Below are 20,938 nucleotides of genomic sequence, written 5' to 3' on the forward strand. Positions count from 1 at the left end.
GAGGCGCGGGAATAAAATCCCATTCAGACGCCGGATAGATTCAAGCAAGCCAATTTATCGTCAAAATCGGTGTTGCAAAAACGGGAGTGACCATAGATTCCGTTTTCCATGCGGACCCCTTTTCTGATGTTTTTGGATTAAATTCAGAATTTCCACTTATAAATTCAAAGTTAAAATAATTCTGAATGACTTCCCACACGATACAGCCTTAGTTCTGAATCTGTACGTTGGTAAATCAAGAGTAAGTCAGGCATTCCATGGCATTCTAGGTAGCCTATATAGCTACCAATCAGCGGATGTTCTCTATATTTTTCAGGTAAAGGCTCACCTTTTTGAAGAAGCGCAATCGTTTCTAAGATGACCTTTTGCGCTTTCTTATTGTTTCCATATCGTTTTGCGTCTTTTTTAAACCGGCTCTGATAAACAATAGTCAGCATTATTACCAGCCAAGATCATGTTTAAGTTCATCAACCGTATCGACGCGCGTTACCTCGATATTATTTTCTAAGTCGCGAATAGCTTGTAAGGTTTCCTGGTTCGGCTGAAGCAGGTCTCTCGGTAGCTCACCGTTCACTGCTAACCGGTTAACCACCATGCGGATCACGGTAGATAGATCTAAGCCAAGCGCTTTTGCGTTAACCATCGCGGCGGCTTTCAAAGCCGGCGATACTCTTGCACGAACAACGGTATCAGTCATATTACCCTCCATATTCAGTCCATTTATTGTAGCTACAATGTAGCCACTAATCAAACTTCGTACTTTTTAGTTTTATGCGCGCAGCGCATAGAAGGCGACAACCTAAGCCAAAAAGGTTCATAGAGGTAAGTGTCGCCGAAGCGCGGCGCAGCCGCCCTAAGTTAATAGGTTTCATCAATTCCCCCCTTCGCCCTGCAAAGCTAAACCCGCTCAAAGTAACGTAGAAGCTTCTGTGCGCGGTCGGAGTGGTCCCGACAAGGCCTATGGCCGCAGTCGGGGCGTATCTCCGCGTGCGAGCGTTAGCGAAGCTACGAGCGTGTACTCAGAACGTTCAGCAAAGCTACTTCCAGCGATACCAATTTAGTAGTTACAACATTCACTTTTAAAGCCACTCTGTTCCGGGCCTTTGGCCCGGGGCGGGGCGGCTTTTCAGGTGGGCGGAGGGGGTGCGTGCAGGCTCGGTGCTGGGGGTGATGTTTTGAAAGCCTGATGAATGTTGTAACTAATATAACGGGTGTTATGCCCCGGCTTGTCCGGGGAGCTACTTCTTCTTTTTCCCTGGCAAATGATGCCATTGTTCAGGTGTGGTTGCCCTGAGCACAGCGAAGGGAGCTACTCCAGATGCCATGCCGTAGGCTGGCTCAGGAGTACTCTTTCTTTAGAAAGCTTGTTTTGTTCAGAAGTAACGTTCGAAATTAATCACATGTTAAGAGGGGTTTTCGAAGTTAATGGGATGCCTCGACCGGGAGAATTATCTCTTCGAATTTAAACGATTATTTCTTAATCAGACGTTGGCCAGCGCTGCCGGGTGAGAATGCCCCGACCGTCGCCGGTGCACATTTTGGCGGATAACAGACGTGGGGAAGCCTGCCTAGCATCCGCGAACGGAAAAAATGCCAGCATCAGGCCCCCGCGAAATCGCAGGAAGGGGAAAGGTTTAGAGAGGAATGTGGTTAAGACAGTGGAACGCCGGCACGCTCCAGGAGCCGCCGATAAAACGTCTCAGCATCCGTGGCCAGCAGCGTCGGGAACTCGGCTTTAAGGGCACTTTCCAGCGACATCTGCGCAATCGTGGTGAGCAGGCCACTGGCCGTAAATCGCCGCCACGCGTTCTCATGCGTGGCCGTGCTATTTTTTGGACGCAGCTGCCGCACTTTACGCGCCTGTTCGTCAAGAACGGCGCCAATATCTGCCTCAGTTCGCGCTTTTTCATCGCGCAGCTCCGGGCTGACAACCCAGCGTTTTATCTGTCTCAGCCGGTTTTTGAGTGAATGGTGGCGGTCAATACTGATGCCAAGACGCGCCATTTTGAGCAGGTGACGCTGATATTTCTGCTGCATTGACTCCGCCAGTCCGCTGGCTACCGCCCACTGGCGATATTTATGCAACCACTCCCGGATGCTTTCAACGGCGATGCCGCGTGAAGTGAAGCATTTGTCGGTGAGAAAAATTCGCATGGGCTTGTTCTGGCCAGAATCGGCGTCGCGGTCACGGTGTATCACCACGTAGTCCAGTTGCTCCATCACCCGCAGGGCATGGAGCAGAACGTCATAGGCTTTACGACCGTTCTCATAAACGTGCAGCGCATTCATGCGGCGGGCAATCTCTTCCACCGGCAGCATCATTTCGAAAAGGTAATCGCTGTCCGGGCTGTAGTCACAATTGGCGGCCAGAACCAGGGACAGAGAAGTCAGCGCCTCACGGCTCTCAGAGCGAGGGGTAATACGCATAGGTTTAGGGGTAAAGGAGGGGTCAGACGCACGGGAGTACGGCGTGTAACCAGTACGGCGAAGCGCGATCAAATCGGTATTTCGACGCCAGTCATGCTGACGGAAGCAGGCCACCACTTTTGCAGCCATGCCGCGCGGCGTTTTGCCCGTGTAGACCGGCTGGTTGTTACGATGCGTTTTCGACTGGCCTCTACGTAGGCGATTAGCCTCACCCCGACGTGAGGGACGATAAACACTGGCAGAAAAACTGTTTGCTACCGGGGAGAACGGAAACAGTTGTTCAGACACGGCTCCCAACGCTTATGTTGCGCCGGAGGAGTTGATTTTTAAAAGGCATAAATCTATACTCCCTGCATAGAGCAACAACTCTATACAGTTTTAGTGAGCCCCGGTTATCTTTCCTCGCCCGCCAAAGTGAAGAAGATTATCGGGGTTTTTGCTTTTCTGGGCCTGTAAAATCTTCTACACAGCACCCATTCCCTGCCACCTTGCGGCGTGGCTCACCAAAATTCTCTAACTGATCAGCAATCTAACACCGGATCCCAAAACACTCAAGAAAGTTATTCCGTAACGTCTCCAGCTAACCGACTGCTCGCGGTTTTTATTAATTCTTCGAGCATCTCTGTTTGCGTAAGACCTTCTGCTTCGCATAAGCGTTGAAAGTCTTCTTTCAGCGCACTCTGCACGTACACACGGATCTCTTTATGGGTATCTTTTCTACGAGCAACCAAAGCCTGCTGTCTTTCTGACGGCGACAATGGATTACCTTTCCTGTAAGGGCGTTTATTTTTCGATGAGGAAGGAGCTACATTTGTGGATTGTGACATTTTTGGCCTCCCCAAGGATCTGAATATATCGTTTGGGAAAGCCTACTATAGATTCATTAAATCAGCAGCATAAAAAGCATTTTCACTCCCGTTGGCGCGGGATAAGACGAAGATGCGAAAAGAGAGGACGCGTCCCAGGTCAGGTTTTCCGGCACGCACTTAGTCAGTGCAGGTAATGGTCACCTTCAGTGCCTCGTGGTGCAATCCCGGATGCGTTCTGAAAGGGGGCAGTTTGGATATCGAAAATTATTGTGCGTTTAGGCTGTTTATGGGTTTTGAGAGCCAACCGTACGAAAACGTACGGTAAGAGGAAAATGATCGTCTGAAAAATCGATTTATAGACAACGTTGTCCGACAACTGCCTGTTTTCGATTAAATCCTGAGAGATTAAAAAGACGCCATTTTCAGGTCTGTTTTCCATGTATATTATGTTTTGATTTGTCTGATAAAAAATCCTTATCGTGTGAAACCGTTCCGTTGAGCGTCACCCCCCTATACCCACCGCGGGGCATTAGGCATATTTACAACCAAAATCAGTAATTCCAATAAGGTACTGAAATGAAATGGAAAATATTAATAATTACTCTTTACCTTCTTCCCTTTATTGCAAGGGCTGATTCGCAATTAATAAGCCTGATGTGTGCTACTGAATCAGACTTCAAGAGCTCAAAACACACACACGGCGTAATGATTATTGATATCAAATCTTCAAGTGACGGTGTTGGTTATGCAGTAACTAAATTCATGTCAAATGATGGCAGCGTCAAGCTTGGGATGACGTACTTCAAAGCATCAGGCAAAAAAGTCGATGATTCTGTATTATTTACCACAAGACAAAATCCAGATGATCTTGGTAAGGATGCTGATTTCCTTGGTCTTTCACTCAAAGATCAAGGTTTTACTGGCCAGGAAATATACGGAGCTGTCATTGGGAGAGGTCATGATTCTATCAGCACGTATACCGAAAAATATTTTTGCTGGCCCAATAAATAACAAAACTGCTGATAGTGGATCAACGGTGCTTTTTCACCGTTCATCGTTTTTCTCCTGACACCGCGCAAAGCCACCTCAAACCCGGTGGCCTGCACGACCTCGCCTTATTTCATCGCATTATCGATGGCCTGCTGCATCACCTGAGCGGACACGACGCCCAGAATGACGGTTGTGTTGTCAGCGGTCGCGTTCTCTGCCGGCATCACGATGATCCCCGGCGTCCCGGTTAATCCCAATAGCTCTGCCAACGCACTGTTACCCGCGATCAGGGCATCTGCCGCTGTGCGGTTCGCGACGTCTTCTTCTCCTGCGCCCGCTGCCGTGGCCACTTTTTCGATATCGTCTGACGTCAGTTTCCCTTCGTTATGGCCGGTGCCGTAAATCCCGTTGTGGTAGGCCATATAGGCATCAGCCCCCTTCTGTTTCCAGATGGCCAGACCCCGGCGTGACGCCTGCGTAGACTCGGGGTAATGCCCGGCAAAAATCGTCCAGTCACGAAAAGCAAACCGCACATCCGGGTTGCTGACCATGACCTGCTCCATTACCGGGGCCATCATGCTGCAGGCAATGCATTCGTAGTCGAAAAACTCGGTCACAATCACTTTCGAGTCCATCGGCCCTTTCACCGGCACGCCGTCAAGCTGCATCAGCAACCGGTGCCCCTTCAGAGCGGACTCCGCCATCAGCTGTGCCTTGATGGCTGCCTGCTGTGCCTGCAGCTTTTTGCTCACCTCGATGAGCACCTGCGGGTGGGCCACCAGGTAGTCGGCGGCAATCTCGCCGATGCGTGACTGTTGTGCCGGCGTGAACTCTTCCGGCTCTGCGGCGCCGGCGTGGATTGAACCGAAAGTAAAACTCAGGGCGAGCGAAAGCGCCGCCGCGTTAAAACGGTTTGTCATGATGATGTCTCTCGAAGAAGGATCCCGGTGTCACCGGTGAATAAAAGGTTGAGCCGCTGCCATGATGTGTCGCGGTGTGGATTAACGTTCTTTCTGAATATTTCGGACGGCTTCGTGGGTAATTTCTTCCCGCTCCGGCTCCCGGCCCCGGCTTTCGGGCGGCAGCGTCAGTTGCCCCTGTTTTTCCAGTTCACGCGCCGCGCTGGCCAGCGCCCGCTCTGACAGGTCATTTTGTGGGTTTTTAGCGGTGCCGTGCGTTTTATCCTGCTCGGCCTGCACGTAGCGGAGTGTTTCTGCAGACACCATGCTTCCCTGTGCGTTTTCAGCCGGCAATACTGCACTGGCAAACTGACCCGCCCCGGCAAGGGTGGCCAGCACGGCCCGAATGGCACCGTTGTTGTCCTGCAGGGCTTCGTTTTGGGCAAGCAGGCCAGACGCCTGACGGATAAGCGCGGCGTAGTCCGGCAGTTTCTCACCCGGTAGCACCGGTATTTCCTGCTGCATGTTTTGAACTACACGCTCGACCAATTGTGCTGACAAAGCTGGCACATCCTGCCCTTTAGTCTCTGGAAGCTGAATTTCAGACAGGGGATGCCGCGTCTCTTCAATAGCCCGGAGTGCCTGGCGAAGCAGGGCAGACTCATCCGCCGGCCTTTCTTCTGCCGGCAGATGCCGCAGGATCTCCTGCAGCTCAGACTGGACCAGCCTGAGCAACGTGGCATCCGGCCTGACAGTCCGGTCAGTCACCCCGCCCGCCACTTTCAGCAGCTGCGCGGACGGCATCTGCCGGCCGGTGAGCAGCAATACGCCTGCCGCCGGGTTGCCTCGCGCCGCCGTCAGTGCCTGCGTCATATCGCTAACCACAATCGTGTCACCGTTGCGGCTTTTTTGCACCACCGCCGCCTGGGCGCCCTCAGTCGTCAGCTGGCGTACCGGCCCGGTCTGTATCTGGCCGGTGTCTGACTGCAGGGGAAACATCGTCAGGCCCGCCGTCTTGCCGTTGCCGTCATAAACCGGTAACGCCAGGTGCGGCATGGGATATTTTCGGGTCGGCGGAATAATCCGCGCCGTCACGGGGTTATCTTTTATGCCCTGTTCCCGCAGGTAGGTTCGCCCGATGGCCGTTTTGCCCACCGGCTGCCCCATCGCCCAGATGCTCCGGGCCTGCGCCCGCTCTGATTCCGGCTTCAGGGCATCATGCGCCGTCGTCGGGCCGTTATCCTTTTGCCGCAGCGTATCCATCCAGTCACGAAGACCATCGGTATAAATCTGCACATGATCGCGCGCACGGGAGGCGTTAATGTAAAAGGCCCGCATGCCGCTCATTCGCTTACGCGCCCCCTCCGTCCCCTCCAGCGCAATCACATAGTCCGTACTGGCCCCCTGTGCGCCGTAGCCGGTCACCGCCCAGGCATAATCGATGTGCTGGTCTGCCCGCGTCATGCCCGGCGTAATGACCTTTTCGCCGCCGGCGTTTTTAAGCACCACCTCGCCGTTGTCACGTAGCGTTTCTACCCGGTACTGTTCATGGGCATCATGGCCCGCCTGCTTCTGCGTTTTGCTCATGCGCACGCTGTCACCTTCCCGCAGCTCAATCTCACGCCGTTCAAACACCTCAATTTCGGTGGCGTTTAGCTCTTTCGGGGAGTAATAGTGCATGCGGTCATTTTCATCGCGCAAAAAGACGCGCTCCGTTCCCAAATCGATGCCGGTCACGCTCAGATAACGCTCGTTGGTCAGCACCACCTGCCCCGCCTTCCAGTCATTAATGCGGTTGAAATCGTGACGACCGCCGGTGATGCGATCCAGTATCGGGACGGTCACCGCCTTCTCCCCCAACGACCCTTCTTTTAACATGGCCTGATGAATGTATTTATTGATCATCTGCCGGTCCTCATGCAGCTGCACCACAATCATGGTGCGCTCGCGGGCATCCGGTGTCCGGCTCATGTAGTCCACGGTAATACGTGTCCACGGTGATTCGGTTTCGACCACCGAGTGGCCAGGCGCCTCCCAGGACCTCAGCCGGGGCACCGTCTTCGGTGAGACTCTCTCTATTTTCTCGAGGGCAGCACCGGCTTTGTTCTCAATGACGCTGTAAACGGCAGACTTCAGGTCATGATTACGCTGGCGAACGATTTCGTTCATCACGGCCACGTCGAGGGTACTGCGCTCCTGCATCAGCGTGAACGGTGCCCCGCTTTCCGGTGACTGCAGCTGACCGGTATCGCCCACCGCAACGGCCCGGCCCTCTCCGCGCGATATCGCCTGATAGGCGGCAGCGGTGTCCTGATTCCCCAACATCGAGGACTCATCAATCAGAAAAAGTGTCCTGGCATAACGCACGTCTTCGCCCGCCGCCGTGCGCTGTTGCCAGTCCACCACGAAGGATTTAAGGGTCTGCGCCTCGATGCCAACGTCACGCATTTCCTTCACCGCGCGGTGCGTCGGGGCAAGCCCAATCACGAGCGGCCGTTCACTTTCCGGCAGGGTGTCAATCGCGGCTTTCACCGCCCGGAACTGGGTGGTTTTCCCCACGCCGGCATAGCCCTGTACGGCAGTAAAGCGATCGGGGCTTTGCAGGATAAGCGTCGTGGCGGCCTTCTGCCCGGCGGTCAGCCCATTAAGCAAGACCGGATCCATCGTGGCCATCAGCGGCGTCTGGGTATTTTTACCCGTATCAATTTCCCGGATGATGGCCTTTTCCATCTCCCAGGTCGCCCGCCCCACAAATCCCCCTCCGCCGGCGACTTTCACCGGGATGAGGTCTCCCTCTTTCACCTGCCGGGCCACTTCGCCCCGTAACGCCCCCAGATTATTGAAGAACGTGCCCGCCTGCTCCAGCAGCTTCACCTCTGAGAAGGCGACGTCCTTCATCTGGGCAACCGCCCGCGACACGGCCTTTTGCGCATCCGTGAGTAATCCCGCGTTTAACGCGGCCAGCGCTTCCCCGGCGTCTTCCTTGCCACTGGCCTGGCGGACTAACGCCAGCGGTGACCGGGTGGTGCGCATCCGGCCGAGTTTCTCCTCCGCCTTGTTTTGTGCTTCCCCGGTAAAGATTTCCGCCTCATGGCCCGACTGGGCCAGGGCGTTAATGATGTTGCCGGACAGGTCACGGGCGTTGAGGCTGGCCAGCACGATACCGTGCTCATTGTCCCGGCTCCCCGGTGCGCTGACGTAGCCGTGCGTCAGATACAGCGGCCGGTCGGTCGCGACCTGCAGCGGTTTTTTCTGGCCATCGCGCTGCACCGTTAATTTTCCCTCACTGACGGCAGTGACCGTCAGCCGGTCGCGGGCTTTCAGCCCATTGGCTTTGTCTGCGGCCAGGGCAAACAGCTGTTCCCCCTGAGCAACGTGCAGCTGTTCACGGGTAAACAGCCGCCAGTCGCCGGTCAGGTCGCTCAGTTTTACGCGGCTCAGAACGCCGTCGCTGTCGATAAGTGACAACATGCGCGTCTCCTCATGCACCCGGTCAAGGGTGTAGTGGCGGGTCTCATTTTTGTCTGACCGGTCTTCCAGCACCATCCCCGCCCGGTACGTGGCCGGGAGCAGGCGTTCTTTCACGCTGGCATAGACCGGCGTGCGGGCTTCGACGGTCACGCCGTCCCGTTCAAGCTTGCCGGCGTTTTGCAGGGCGTCACGGATAATGCCGGTCAGGTGCTGCTGCTCGCGGGCGCCGGTGACCACGGCGGTGACGGGGGAGTCCGGTGAACTCAGGTCAGCATAGCGTTCAGCCAGTGCCCGGTAACGGTCACGCTTATCGCCGATACTGATCACCCGTGCTTCCAGCCCCGCCACCGGTTCGGTCAGACCGTGACGGGGCACGCCGGCGGATGACAGCACCGACAGGGCGTTGGCGTTGGACTGCCGCCCGGCGCTGTCCAGGAAAATAAGCTGGGCGTCTTTCTCCTTCGCTTCGCCGCTCAGGACCAGCATCTCCTTGAGTCCGAGGCGCTCCGCACTTTCCACGATGAGCGTGCTGTGCGGTGAGAGACTGAACCCCTTATCCAAAATGCGGCTGCGATAAAGGATGTCGTCTTTGAGCAGCACAGATTTGCCAAAGCTCAAGCCCCGTTCGGCAGAACTGGCCAGTATTTTCACCTCGCGGCCATGCTCACGTGACATTGTCACCAGTTCTTCCGTCACCTCGCGCAGACGGCCGATTGACGCCGGCGCGTTCAGGATGGCCACCGGCGCAAATTCCACCGCTTTGAGCCGCTCAGGCGTGTCGATGTCGGTCTGCCGGAAGCTGACCACTTTCCCTTCCTTCACGATATCGGCCGCCAGGGCCTGCACAGACAGTTCATCCAGCAGATGAATATGCGAGGTAAATACCCCTTTGTCCCCGTCCAGCGGGGCCAGCAGGTTTTCACCGATGGCCCGGTCGATCGCCTTGCGCAGATTGGGGATCGACTGTTGCCCTTCCCCCGCCTCATGCGCCGTCATCAGCAGGTCACCGTAGGTAAAGCGGGTGCGGGTGTCACTGAGCACCGAAATCGCAGTACGCACCGCCTGCATGACGCTCGGCGGCATCGGACGTTCTTCCGCCTGTTCAGGCTCCACGGCGCGAACCTGTGCCGCGTCTATCACCTCACGGATATCAAAATTCAGGTCTGCCATCTGCTGATCCCACCGGGCCTGCAGCCGGTTGCGCCCGGCCTGCGTCTCTGGTTTGGCGATGGGTGGTTCCGCCGGTGCGTCCTTTGCACCCGTACTTTTTTCCGGCGTTACCTGTCCGGGTTCGGTCAGACTGACCGCCTCAGCGGTCATGCGGACAGGGGCGTTCCCCTCTCCGCCCACCTCAATTGCAGGTTCTGACGGGAAATCCACGCGTTCACGGGACAGTGATGGCTCGGTGACGGCTTCAGCCGGACTGGCCATCTCATCAGGCGTGCGGGCAGAGGCTATACCCGGTTTACCCACTTCGGCTGCTGATTCTGACGGTAAATCCAGACGCACAGGGGGCGGTGATGGCTCGTTGCGGGCGTCTGCGGACGTCAGTGACGGGGCAACCGGCGTGCGTGCGCCCTGCGCATCGACGTCATCGAGTCCGTAACGGCTGATATCGACCTTTTTCTGCCGGGTGTCTAACGCCGCGACGTCGCGGCTTCTCAGAGACGCTTCATCCCCGACCTGGGCGGCGATTTCACGGTGACGGGACGAAAACTCCTCCAGCACCGCCTCCGGAAACCCTTTGATTTCCCACAGTTCATGCTTGCCGCCGGTGAGTTCTGTCTCATACCCCATCGCCTCGGTTTTCGCCTTCAGGCTGTTGCGGTAGATTTTGCCGAAGCTGACCTGATGGCGGTACATCGTCTCAATAAACCCGGCACCGTAAATGGCATCGGTGGCCAGCGCCTTCCACTTCCCGTCCAGCTCGGTCACGTTGGCAACCACGGCGTGGGTGTGGATGGCCGGATCGAGATTGCGAGATGTATCGTGGGTAAAGAGCGCCGCCACCATCTTGCCGGTGGGGACGATCGAGGTGATGCCCTCCTTCGTGTCACGGGCGGAAATCGTCTGCTCCATGATGGCCAGCGTTTCTTTGACCGCCTCAATATGGGCCTGCAGCAGGCGCTTATCGCCGCCGGCCAGGATAAGCATTGAGACACTTTTCGGTGCAGAAAAGGTGAAGTCGTGTCCGGGCCGGTGCACATGATTACCTGACACCTCCTTCCCCAGCTCCACGCCATTCGGTAAATGCCCGTGCAGGATATTGGTGAACGCCTCAAGGTCAACGTTCCCTTCCAGTCCCAGCTCACGGGCGCCTTCCCCCAGCCACTGGCTTTGCAGATCATCGAGAAAATAGTAGTTATCTTTGCTGCTGTAATAGCCCGCCGCGTCTGCAGCAGACGCAACGGAGGCAACGGTCATCATCGTTCAAAACCTCCGGGTTCGTGGTGTTCATCCATATGCTGGTAGGCGTCATAATCATCGTGGTGTCGCAGAATGTTCTGTTCCTCCTCGGCCATCGCGCGGTTTGCCGCGCCGTACTCCGTCGCCTGGGCTTCATCCAGGCTTTCCGGTGACTCCTTCCGGGCGCCCAACGTGCGCAAAACAAGCTCGCCTTTTTCATCCACTTCCACGTCCATCTGCAGATCCGGTGCTTCACCCTGTGCCTCTGCAGCGGCCTGACTGTCCGGGCCTTCTGAAGACGAAACGGGCTTACGGCGTTTAAGCGCGAGCAACTCAAGCGCGCTGAGGCCGGCCAACGGTTTCATGTTGTTGGCAGCAACAGACAACACGGGTGGGTTTTTCAGCGCGGCAGAAGTGTGTGGTTGAGGGGGTATGGTGTGAGTCGTTATGGCGGGTTGCGGTACGACAGGCACAGGTTCAGGTTTAGTCTGTGTGTTGGCCTCTATCTCGGGTGCCACGCCCTTTTTCACCGTTTCCGCCGGCGGAGGATCCTGTCGCATACGCGGGGTGAAAGGGCGAACATTCGCTGGGAGTATCGGCGCATCAGAGGGTTCGGGCTTTTCAGCGTCGTGTTGTTTTGATTTTTCCACGCCCCTGGCAACCGGGGGAGTGCTCAGACTGACGGCAGACACGAGCGGGATATCGGCCTGCTTTCCAGTCGGGACAGTTTTCTGCCGGTCGGCTTGCGGTGTCACCGCCGGGCTGGATGACTGACCGGCATTATTCGGTTCCGCTGCGGCTTTCTGCCCTTCCAGAATTTCGTCGCCGGTCGGGAAGACAATGCCCACCCTGCGCGTCGCCTGTTCGTTCTGGCTGATGACCTGTTCCAGCTGGGGACTGAGCACATCCTTGAAATCGCGCTCAATCAACGCCTTGTGATACTTCTTCTGCGGACGGTACTTCAGATCCAGTTTCACGACCGGGTATTCCCCCGGCAGGCGGGCATAGAAACGCAGATTTGGCATCGACATGATCTGGTCATAATCGACAACCGGCTCATTGACCTTGTCGCGACTGATGGAAATCCCGTCACGGATTTGGTCAAGACCGTAGCTGTTCTGCTCCCGCGCCTCACGGCGGCGCTGATGCCCCAGCTCTTCCTCTACGATTTTCGCCACTTCAGCGCTTGGCGAACGGCCATAGAAACGGGTGTTCAGCAGGTCAAAAATAGACTTGGCCACCTCACGTCCGTACACGTTGATAAGCTGTGGCATGTTCTGAATGCCAATAACAAAACAACCGCCAAATTTGCGCCCTTCAGCCAATGTCTCGGCAAACTCGGGGATTTTTTGCAGGCTGGTCTTTTCATCGACGACAAACCACACACGGCGGTCGGGATCTTCCCCCATGCTTTGCAGATAAATCGTGGCCATCGATAGCCACATGGATATCAGCGGACGAACCGACTTGCGATGACGGGCCGTGGTGGAGATAAACAGCCAGCTTTTGTCGTACCGGGCGTCGGTCATCCACTCCCGGATGCTGAACTCGGGTTTCCCCTCCTGGTCAAGCCCCTGCAGGTATCGCAGCGCTTTGGCGTAGTTGGTGACCACCGAACGGATAGAGATGGCCGTTTTCTCAATTTTTTCCTCAACCAGGTTGGCAGAGGGGGTGTTTTTGAGAAATTCGCGCAGACTTTTCAGGTCGATAGACAACAGGGCTGTCAGGAATTTCTCAATACTGCGATCGCTATGTGAGGCAAACTGCATTGCCGTATCGCTGAAAATGGTACGCGAAGAGGACACCCAGAACGGGTCGGACTCCCCCTCCACCGGAATAAGCGAGGCCGTCAGGTTCTCGTAGTCCACGACCTCCCGCGCTTCCCGCCACAACACCCAGTTCTCACAGCGCTTATCGTGCGGGTTGAGAATTTTGTCGATACGTTCGTCAAAGTGCGTTTCAATAAAAGTGCCGCCGGAGTCGTAGACAATCGCCCGGTCCCCCCGTTTACGAATAAAGTCGAGCAACCAGCGGATAAGCGTGGATTTACCGACTGCAATAGTGCCGTGTATCAGGTAGTTCATGATCTCGGCGTTCTTCACCATGTGTAGGCCACCGATCTGCAGGTCTGATTTCTGACCGGCCTTTTTCAACTGACGGTTTACGCTGTCCACGTCATCGGTCAGCGTCATGCCGGAGAGATAGGTGTCTTCACTCTCTTTTTTTCCAATGCGCCCCACGTACCAGGCAATCACGCTGAACAGCAGCAAACACACCGTGCCGCAGCCTGCGGCACTCAGCTTTAAGTTATTCACCAGCTGGTCGCCCATCGACTGCATCCAGGGGTCAGCCAGCAGCTGTCCCAGCGTCAGTTTGGTGGTGCACAACTGTACGCCGCTATTGCAGTGCCAGCTGATATCCCAGGTCGCCGGGCTTTTCGGGTTCATCAACGGCACAAAACTGGAAAACAGCCTGCCGGTCCAGTACCAGAAACCGTTATTCAGCACATCGGCGGAGGTGACCGCCCAAAATACGCAGCCGGTGGATAACAAAAACAACAGGAACAGCCAGTTAAATATCCACTGGTTGACCTGGGCAAACATGCGCAGGCGGTAGGCCGTCATCTGGCCCCCCTGCGTGAGGTACTTCGGTGTAAAACTCATGGTTCAGCTCCGGCAAACGCGCAGGCTTAAGCCGCCCGGACGGGCAGTTCAGGATGGTCAATGAAAAACAGGGATGAAAGGGACGAAAAAGCAGTAAAGAACTTAATGGAATGACGATGTATTGCGGCGTGCGTGAGTTTGACTGAACTGCGCCTGGATCAGTGCACCGGCCGTTCTGAACAGGAAAGCCACCGCGTTTATCATGGCAACCGTGACAGACGACAAAAATGCACCCACCGCCAACACCAACATCATCAGCAGTACGACCGGCAAAGCATCAGGCAGCATATCGCTGCGGGTCTGGCGTAAGGCCAGCGAGAAGGCGTACAAATTACTGTCGTGCATGATGAACTGCAGCAGGGCGACGCCGTGATACCAGAGAACAAACGCGCTCCAGATGAAAAACAGGGTAAACCAGGCCATCAGGCCACGGGCACTTTTGTATAGCATGAGCAATTCCTTCAGTTGGGCGTTTAGCGGCAACGCTCGCCACAGTCCGGACGCGGGGATTTGCGTCTGGACGAGGAAGCGGAATATCACAGGTGGATAAGCAGGCACGGTCACTGGGGAGTTAACAGGCAGAGCGCTGAATTATGACGTCATGCGAGTGGGTGAACATGGCACACGGGCGTGTGCCATCAGGACAATAAACAACAAAGATAATACGTTCAGGTCAGTTCATGATCCCGGCGACGGATTTCGCCAGCTGGGCTTCCAGAACCGGTTTTGCCTCTTCGAACTTGAGGTTCACCTTGTTGGCGTTAGAGACAACGCGCGTCTGGTATTTCATGCGGTTGCCTTCTTCACTGCTGGTCTGCACCTTCACACCCGAGTTACCCTGGCGTAATGCGGCGATGTTATCTGTTGTCACGGTCGCTTTGCTGCGTTCGGAGATCTGCAGATCGGTCACCATTGTGTAGTTAGTGTCTTCCACCATCGCGTCTGCCGCCATACCGGCAAGACCTGCGGCCAATCCTACCCCCAGAATTGCCCCACCGGATGTGCTGTTATATGCGGTGATCCCAGCGCCCAGTGCGGCACCTGCGGCAGCACCTTCATACCCCGTGGAAAGCAGACCCTGCGCCTGACGCAGGTCCATTTTCTCGGCTTTCAGGACGTTGGCCTGGATCCAGTAATAGGCAGAGTCCGGTGACGACGTGACGTTATAGCCTTTAGCACGCAAATCCTGTGCTAATAGCGTTTGCAGGTCGCTCATGTCTTTGTCAGAGGTGTTTCGGATCTGGATATAGACCGTTTTTTCGCTGGATGGCTCCAGCCACACGGTCTGACTCATCTGTGTTTTCACATCGAGGTTACGTTTTTTGATGGCGGTGCCCATCGCGCTACAACCGGAAAGTACCAGACATGAGACGACCACAGCCGCCACAAGAGAATTGCGGTTTTTCATTTACTGTTTCCTTGTCAAAAAAGCGGGGCAGGCACGCCCCGAAACATTGGCTATTTGGATATAAATCTGGAGGGTGAAACCCTTCCGTTAGAATTACAGAAGGGTTATCGGCAGTAGGGGATTTAACTTAAATCTTTTTGATCAGCTGGCTGATTTTTTCGAGGGCCATACCTGCACCCAGACGGTTAATTTCAGACCCGACAACCAAATTTATGGCAAAAAACATCACCAGCTCGAGCAATGGAATTGCAAAGGCTAACCTTGAGTAAGTTCCAGAAAGCAATGCTGTCAATAGCATAAGTAGCAAGAACGCACTAGCTGTTCGACATGCTACTTTCTTTAAATGACCAAGAATTACGGATTTATCGCGAAGCTCTTTTGGTACTGACATGTACATTATTAAACTGTTATAGGTCATAAATGAAAAAAACAATCCAATAACAACCGTTGGAATCACAACAATCCATCCATCACTGAGAAGATAGCTAAAATATCCTCCAAACGATGAATCTGAACCTTTATAAAAAAGATAAATACTTAGTATGCTGATCAGGCTAAAAAAGGCAGATAACAACGGAATAAATAAGCTCAATCTCAATAATGAGAATAGCGAAGGAATAGGACGGCTATCAAATCCAAAGCCATTCATAAGACCGGCGATATCAGCATCAATCTTATCAACAGTTAAATTACTCATATATCCTCACACTAATCCACCGATTGACCTTAAGAAGCTTTTCTCTGCTCTTCTCTAAGCCGCTCAAGTTTATCTTTAAAGTTATCCCTTTTTTCTGAGCTATCCCAAACAGGTAACGTTTGTTTTAGATCCTCTTCAGAGCGGCCAATCTGCTGACCTTTCACCGCACCCTGATGCTCATTTCTGAGTATATCACTGGATGCCTGAACAGGGGTTTCGTTTTGATCGATTTTCCCGCCATTTTCTCTAATGACATTAGAATTCGCAGATCTTTGTGCTGTAACCTGCGCCGCCACGTTGCTTGGGATACCTGCTCCCTCCGCGTGCGCCCTCACTTTCTCCGCTGCTGAATTATAATTCTCAGTCATTGAAGCTGAAGGCGGACCACCCTGCACGTTAAGATCTCTCTCCCGATTATGCAGGTTCACCTCATCAGCATGTACAGATTCGGCACCCCCAATCCGGTTCCGTTGTGGGCGGTGCGCTTCATCCTGTGTTGATTGGCGATTTTCGCCCACCGGCGCTGACTGCTGGCCACTTTGTACGTGGTGCTCCCGGTTATGCAAGTTGACTTCATCGGAACTTGCAGACGCCGCTCCTGTACCAGGAACCTGGGAAGTGCTGTGGTCATCCGGCGCACTCACAAACGGTGCAGTCCGTTGCGGGGTTGTTTCAAAGACGCCTGATGGTGTCGTTCCATTGACGTTTTCCGGGCTGCCGGCTCCCCCACTCGCTCCATAAGGCGCAGGGATTGAGTCACCTCCTGCGGTATGTTGCGCAGTGACCGCGCCGTATTCTAACGAGTTTGATGGTGTCAGAGGTTGTGTGTTTGTCTGTTCCGTCCGTGCGCCGTAGTTTTGCATGATTTCCGGCTCGAGACGCTCCTTCATAAACTCCGTGGCCGCTTCCCGCGCAGAGTTAACGTTGGTCAGAATACCCTGGGCATTATTACCAAATTTAGCCGTCGTCCAGTCCACGAATTCCTGGTTGTAGTTGGCATCCAGGCTGGCACTTTCGTTCTGGGCCAGCGTGGCCATCCGGCTGAATTCCTGACTTTTAGTGCTGCTGTCAGTGTACTGATGATACTGACTTTTGGCATCGTTCAGCGTCGCGGCATACTGCTCGACCTGGGAATTCGACTGGTTATCCGTCTGGTTGCCAGACTCGCTTACGCGGGCTGACGTCACCATATCCATACCCTGACGGAAATCTTTAACCGTCTGGCTGTTTTCGTCATGGCGGAAATCTTTCCCTTCTGAGTGAGTATCCTGCGTACCGTGTGCACTGCCAGAGGTATGTCTCCAGTCAGTATTGATATGCGCCTCACCGCCAACGCTTACACCCGAGGCCCATTTGCCCAATTTCCCGACGAGCTGATCGCCAGAATCAACCTTAACATTCGCCGACATGCCTGCTCCCCCTGAACCCTGATTAGTGATGTCCATCAGTTGGTTGTAGGCCTCCTGGGTAGAGATATTATGGGCTTTACCATAGCTTTCAGCGGCTGACATCATCATGCTCGCCCCCCGTGTTGCGTTGGTGGCCTGGGTGTTTTCACTGCCCTGCGTCATGGAGGCGCTGTTACCGCTTTGGCTGGTCAGCTGGTTCAGTTGCTGGAAGCCGCTGGTGACACTTTGGTTATAGCCATCGAGCGCCGTTTGCGCCTCCTGCTGTGCCTGCCGCGACTGCTCCTGGAAACCGCTGCTTGCCAGTGAACTGAGTCGCATGTTAACCGGCAGGTTAGAGATGGCCTGAGACGTGTCATAGACGTTATGACCGTCAGCCGTCAGGGTGCGCATCCCGCCATTTTCCATCTGGTGGCTTTGTTGACCCATACGTTGCGACAGGTTGGTGTCAAATTTGTTGGCGTTAACGTTATCCATCGACATGTTGTTAAACGACCAGTTGCCGTCAGCGGTCGTGGATGCCTGCCCGCCCGCCGAGAACGCCGCTGAACTCATCACGCCGCCCACCACCTGCGACGCCACCGAGGCCGCCCCTTTCGTCAGGAAAAAGGACAGTACCGGTATCGACATACTGAGATAGCCTGCGATATTGGCCACGTCAGAATGCTGCAGGGCAATGCGATCCTGATTCGCCAGCACCAACGCCGTTGAACCGGTTTTCGACTGGAGGTAGAAGTTGGCCAGGGAATTCAAAATCGCAAACATCACCGGCCACATCTGGAAATACAAAAACCCGCCGGCGTACAGCTTGAGGGTATTCAGCCCAAAGATGGTGTGGTTGACCAGGGCCAGCGCAATCACCAGCGGGAAAAGGCCTATCAGAATCAGCATCATCAGGGACTGGAACATCGGTAACGTTTGTGAGGCAATCGCCCCGCCCGCCGCCCAGCTCAGACGCTGTTTGGTCAGGGTCGATTCGGTGGCCAGATTCACCAGGTTTGCCGTATCCGAGGAACGGGCCGCAAACCCTTTCCAGCCGTCGCGGATGGCGGCATTGGTCACGTTGTTACGCATAATCTGTGAGGCACTCAGTCCGCCCGCATAGAAAAACCCGTAGCTGTCGTTCATGGCATTGCTCAGCAACGCATCCGCATTCACTTTACTGCCAAACACGCGGGTCGCCATATCGTGCCAGCTGACGCCGCCCACCGAAATATCACTCCCCATCAGCGTTCTGATGGTGCCGGCGGCCTGCTGGCAGGTCACAAACTGCCTTACCCCACTGACCGTCTGATAGATCCCCCGCAACGGACTCGGGTTACTGGTGATCAGCGTCAGCGGGTCGGTGCTGTTGAGCAACTGGTTGATGGTGTATTTATTGTTAAGCAGAATGTCGCCAATCACGCAGTTTTCGACATAGTCTGTCAGCATCTGTGCCAGCTGCGGGTTTTGCGTCCGAAAATTGGAGGTTTGCGCCACGATTTGAGAACCAAACAGCATCCCACTCTTGGTATAGGTCAGCGAGTCCGGGCGCGATAAGGTGTAATCGTACAACTGCGCCACCCCAAATCCCGCACCGGTGGTCAGCCCCGCAGTCATGGCCAGTCCCAGCGGCACATTGTCCACCTCGTACACAGCTGCCGGGTCGGTGATATCGAGGATTTGTACCGACCGTTTTGGCACCAGTAACACAGACGTAATAAACATGAACACGGCCAGCCAGTGCATAAATACGCGCGGATCACGGGTTTTGATAAAAGACACCATCACCCCCAGCACGCCAAATGTGCTGACAATGCGAAGCAAGGTATCAAACGTATCGGCGCCCAGAATGGTGACGACGCCGTTTAACACCTGCCGCCACATGTCCCCGCCGTATATCGTATACATTTCAGTCATTGCTGGTCCCCCAACGGTAGTTACCCTGATATGACGTTGAAATAATGGTCGAGACCTGTTGCTGGAGGTACTGCATGTTGCGGTCAATACCGTCCAGCGCGTTCTGATCGGCCGCCGACTGCAGCTTCATGTTGGCCAGCAACTGCTGAGCCTGGGCCACGTTCTGCCGCAGCTCCCCCGCCGCCTGTTCCGGGAAGTTTTTCCCGGCCAGCGACTGACTGGCCTGCTTCACCAGCTCCTGCAGGTACTGGATCATTAAATCCTGCGCGATGTAATCCGCCACCTGGATGAGGTAGGTCGGGCTTTGCCCCATGCTCTGCGAGTTGGTCAGGTATTTCAGGACGGGGACAGAGGTGGTGTTGAGAAACCCCTTTTCCTGGTCGGATAAGCCGGTGTCATCCGTCAGCTTCTGGTTCATGGACAGCATGATGTTTTGGACCAGCGTGACCAGCGCGTTATTGCTGCTGATGGTGACGCTGGCCACCGTCGGCCCGAGGCAAAGGTCGGGTTCATCACAACCGTAAATCTTGGCGGTCCCGCCGCGCATCAGTACGGTGATCACATCCCGGTTATCCACCATCGGCGTCAGGATAGTCACCTGCCCGGCGCTGTTGAAAATGATGGATCCGACGATACTCATCACCAGCTCTTTCAGCTGGCGGTTCCCGTCGAAAAGATGATTGCGCCCGAGCGCATCCCAGATGAGATTTTTGTTCTTCAGCACCTGGTCTTTTTCATTGGCGTTGGCCCGATTCGTGACGCTGTCACCCTGCCCGCCTACCGTGCACCCTTGCCGGGATGAGGCCCAGTCGGAGAAAATATTGTCGTCACCGGCAATGTCCTGGCAGATTTTCTGGTTGGAGAGCTGAGACACGGGCCAGAGGCCCCCAATGATCCCCTGCGCCGCCTGGCATGAACTCATGTTGGCGGAATTCACGTCGGAGGCGATTTTTTGCAGAAAGTCTTTGGCCTGTTTCAGTTCAGGTACCATCGTCTGCAACGCCAGGTCGAACGCGTAGCCCGCCGCATTACTCATGATTTGCTTGGCAAAGCGCTGAATTTCCTCACCACTGATAAATGAGAAGGCGCCCAGATAGGCATCAATGCCCCCGCAGCCGGAATTCAGGGAAGGCACCTGCATCGAGATAAGTTGTACCTGTTTTACCGGATTTCGCAGATATACCGAACCACCGGTGATGTAGCCTGCGGCCTGCCCCTGCCAGGCCTGCGCTTTGGAGACGTTGCCGTCATAGCCCAGACTGCCGAAAAACCCGTTCAGGTCGCCCTGTACGTCGGCCAGCGCCGGTGTGCTGATACACATTGCGGTCAGTAATGTCAGCATGACCTTTTTGAGTTTCATGGGTATCCTTATATTTGTGGTTTACGACCCAGACAAAGCAGACAAAATATTGTCCATAGCAAGAGGTCGGAAAATCTCGCGCCGCCCGCCACAACATCCGGATAATTACGCTGACTGAAAATCCAGAACGCCGTACCCAAGCTGGCTGCAATAATGACTCCATAGCGTTGAAGCCAGCCTTTGAGTGTGGGCAAGCCTGAATAGATTTCGTGGTCTAGATAAAGGCACCCAACCGGCAACAGGGTGAACAACCACCCGGGCAGGCTGTACATCCTCAGGTCTGCCAGATATCGCCAGCCTGCATCGGGGGGAAACGTAGGTACAGTTTCGACACGGGTGCAGAAGAAGATGTACCACGTTAAACCACACCAGATAATGGCGCACAGCAGCACAAGCCTTTCAGCGGGTGTTCTCTTCGTCTTTACCGGCTGTGCGCACGGATCTGTTGTCTTCATCTTTTTTCTTCCTTTGGGATAACCACGACGTCACCGCACAGCGGGCGG

At 54.9% G+C, this 20,938-nt stretch carries 14 protein-coding genes; 1 reads left to right on the forward strand and 13 read right to left on the reverse strand.

The window, feature by feature from the left end:
- Nucleotides 1–170: 170 nt before the first annotated feature.
- The 4 genes from ACT3RT_RS21645 to repA form a co-directional block, all read right to left on the reverse strand.
- On the reverse strand, nucleotides 171–437 hold the full coding sequence (locus ACT3RT_RS21645) for a type II toxin-antitoxin system RelE/ParE family toxin (protein WP_112198185.1): 267 nt from the start codon (nucleotides 435–437) through the stop codon (nucleotides 171–173).
- Between the two features lie 2 nt (nucleotides 438–439).
- A complete protein-coding gene (locus ACT3RT_RS21650; protein ID WP_167686178.1) occupies nucleotides 440–697 on the reverse strand; it encodes a type II toxin-antitoxin system RelB/DinJ family antitoxin in 258 nt (85 codons plus the stop codon).
- Nucleotides 698–1,650: 953 nt separating this feature from the next.
- Entirely contained in the window at nucleotides 1,651–2,715 is a 1,065-nt protein-coding gene (locus ACT3RT_RS21655) for a Replication protein (RefSeq protein ID WP_496203725.1), read from the reverse strand.
- A gap of 272 nt (nucleotides 2,716–2,987) precedes the next feature.
- Entirely contained in the window at nucleotides 2,988–3,254 is a 267-nt protein-coding gene (gene repA, locus ACT3RT_RS21660) for a replication regulatory protein RepA (RefSeq protein WP_496203726.1), read from the reverse strand.
- Between the two features lie 558 nt (nucleotides 3,255–3,812).
- Here repA and ACT3RT_RS21665 point away from each other — a divergent pair.
- The gene (locus tag ACT3RT_RS21665) at nucleotides 3,813–4,247 is read left to right on the forward strand and encodes a hypothetical protein (protein WP_496203727.1); all 435 of its coding nucleotides are present in this window, start codon (nucleotides 3,813–3,815) and stop codon (nucleotides 4,245–4,247) included.
- Nucleotides 4,248–4,351: 104 nt separating this feature from the next.
- Here ACT3RT_RS21665 and ACT3RT_RS21670 read toward each other — a convergent pair whose 3' ends face one another.
- From ACT3RT_RS21670 to ACT3RT_RS21710, 9 genes are all read right to left on the reverse strand, one after another.
- Entirely contained in the window at nucleotides 4,352–5,146 is a 795-nt protein-coding gene (locus tag ACT3RT_RS21670; RefSeq protein WP_496203728.1) for a DsbA family protein, read from the reverse strand.
- Nucleotides 5,147–5,227: 81 nt separating this feature from the next.
- The gene (gene traI, locus ACT3RT_RS21675) at nucleotides 5,228–11,023 is read right to left on the reverse strand and encodes a conjugative transfer relaxase/helicase TraI (protein ID WP_496203729.1); all 5,796 of its coding nucleotides are present in this window, start codon (nucleotides 11,021–11,023) and stop codon (nucleotides 5,228–5,230) included.
- Entirely contained in the window at nucleotides 11,020–13,665 is a 2,646-nt protein-coding gene (traD, locus tag ACT3RT_RS21680; RefSeq protein ID WP_496203730.1) for a type IV conjugative transfer system coupling protein TraD, read from the reverse strand. The genes traI and traD overlap by 4 nt, the downstream gene beginning before the upstream one ends.
- Nucleotides 13,666–13,767: 102 nt before the next feature.
- On the reverse strand, nucleotides 13,768–14,115 hold the full coding sequence (locus ACT3RT_RS21685) for a hypothetical protein (protein WP_496203731.1): 348 nt from the start codon (nucleotides 14,113–14,115) through the stop codon (nucleotides 13,768–13,770).
- 223 nt (nucleotides 14,116–14,338) lie between these two features.
- Nucleotides 14,339–15,073, reverse strand: coding sequence for a complement resistance protein TraT (gene traT / locus ACT3RT_RS21690; protein ID WP_014695898.1), 735 nt, complete (start codon nucleotides 15,071–15,073; stop codon nucleotides 14,339–14,341).
- 127 nt (nucleotides 15,074–15,200) lie between these two features.
- A complete protein-coding gene (locus ACT3RT_RS21695; RefSeq protein ID WP_014695897.1) occupies nucleotides 15,201–15,770 on the reverse strand; it encodes a hypothetical protein in 570 nt (189 codons plus the stop codon).
- Between the two features lie 29 nt (nucleotides 15,771–15,799).
- A complete protein-coding gene (traG, locus tag ACT3RT_RS21700; RefSeq protein WP_496203732.1) occupies nucleotides 15,800–19,075 on the reverse strand; it encodes a conjugal transfer mating-pair stabilization protein TraG in 3,276 nt (1,091 codons plus the stop codon).
- A complete protein-coding gene (gene traH / locus ACT3RT_RS21705) occupies nucleotides 19,068–20,435 on the reverse strand; it encodes a conjugal transfer pilus assembly protein TraH (RefSeq protein WP_448313620.1) in 1,368 nt (455 codons plus the stop codon). The genes traG and traH overlap by 8 nt, the downstream gene beginning before the upstream one ends.
- Before the next feature lie 8 nt (nucleotides 20,436–20,443).
- Nucleotides 20,444–20,890 carry a hypothetical protein gene (locus ACT3RT_RS21710; protein WP_014695894.1) on the reverse strand — a complete coding sequence of 149 codons (447 nt, stop codon included), beginning with the start codon at nucleotides 20,888–20,890 and terminating at the stop codon, nucleotides 20,444–20,446.
- Between the last annotated feature and the right edge of the window lie 48 nt (nucleotides 20,891–20,938).

Origin of the sequence: Ewingella sp. AOP9-I1-14, assembly GCF_052375995.1 — a bacterium.
In the GTDB taxonomy this organism is placed as follows: Bacteria; Pseudomonadota; Gammaproteobacteria; order Enterobacterales; family Enterobacteriaceae; genus Ewingella; species Ewingella allii.

Bases quoted from the DNA above. Each gene is read 5' to 3' on its own strand.
- ACT3RT_RS21645 (WP_112198185.1), bottom strand. From the start codon at position 437: ATGCTGACTATTGTTTATCAGAGCCGGTTTAAAAAAGACGCAAAACGA.
- ACT3RT_RS21650 (WP_167686178.1), bottom strand. From the start codon at position 697: ATGACTGATACCGTTGTTCGTGCAAGAGTATCGCCGGCTTTGAAAGCC.
- repA (WP_496203726.1), bottom strand. From the start codon at position 3,254: ATGTCACAATCCACAAATGTAGCTCCTTCCTCATCGAAAAATAAACGC.
- ACT3RT_RS21665 (WP_496203727.1), top strand. From the start codon at position 3,813: ATGAAATGGAAAATATTAATAATTACTCTTTACCTTCTTCCCTTTATT.
- ACT3RT_RS21670 (WP_496203728.1), bottom strand. From the start codon at position 5,146: ATGACAAACCGTTTTAACGCGGCGGCGCTTTCGCTCGCCCTGAGTTTT.
- traI (WP_496203729.1), bottom strand. From the start codon at position 11,023: ATGATGACCGTTGCCTCCGTTGCGTCTGCTGCAGACGCGGCGGGCTAT.
- traD (WP_496203730.1), bottom strand. From the start codon at position 13,665: ATGAGTTTTACACCGAAGTACCTCACGCAGGGGGGCCAGATGACGGCC.
- ACT3RT_RS21685 (WP_496203731.1), bottom strand. From the start codon at position 14,115: ATGCTATACAAAAGTGCCCGTGGCCTGATGGCCTGGTTTACCCTGTTT.
- traT (WP_014695898.1), bottom strand. From the start codon at position 15,073: ATGAAAAACCGCAATTCTCTTGTGGCGGCTGTGGTCGTCTCATGTCTG.
- ACT3RT_RS21695 (WP_014695897.1), bottom strand. From the start codon at position 15,770: ATGAGTAATTTAACTGTTGATAAGATTGATGCTGATATCGCCGGTCTT.
- traG (WP_496203732.1), bottom strand. From the start codon at position 19,075: ATGACTGAAATGTATACGATATACGGCGGGGACATGTGGCGGCAGGTG.
- traH (WP_448313620.1), bottom strand. From the start codon at position 20,435: ATGAAACTCAAAAAGGTCATGCTGACATTACTGACCGCAATGTGTATC.
- ACT3RT_RS21710 (WP_014695894.1), bottom strand. From the start codon at position 20,890: ATGAAGACAACAGATCCGTGCGCACAGCCGGTAAAGACGAAGAGAACA.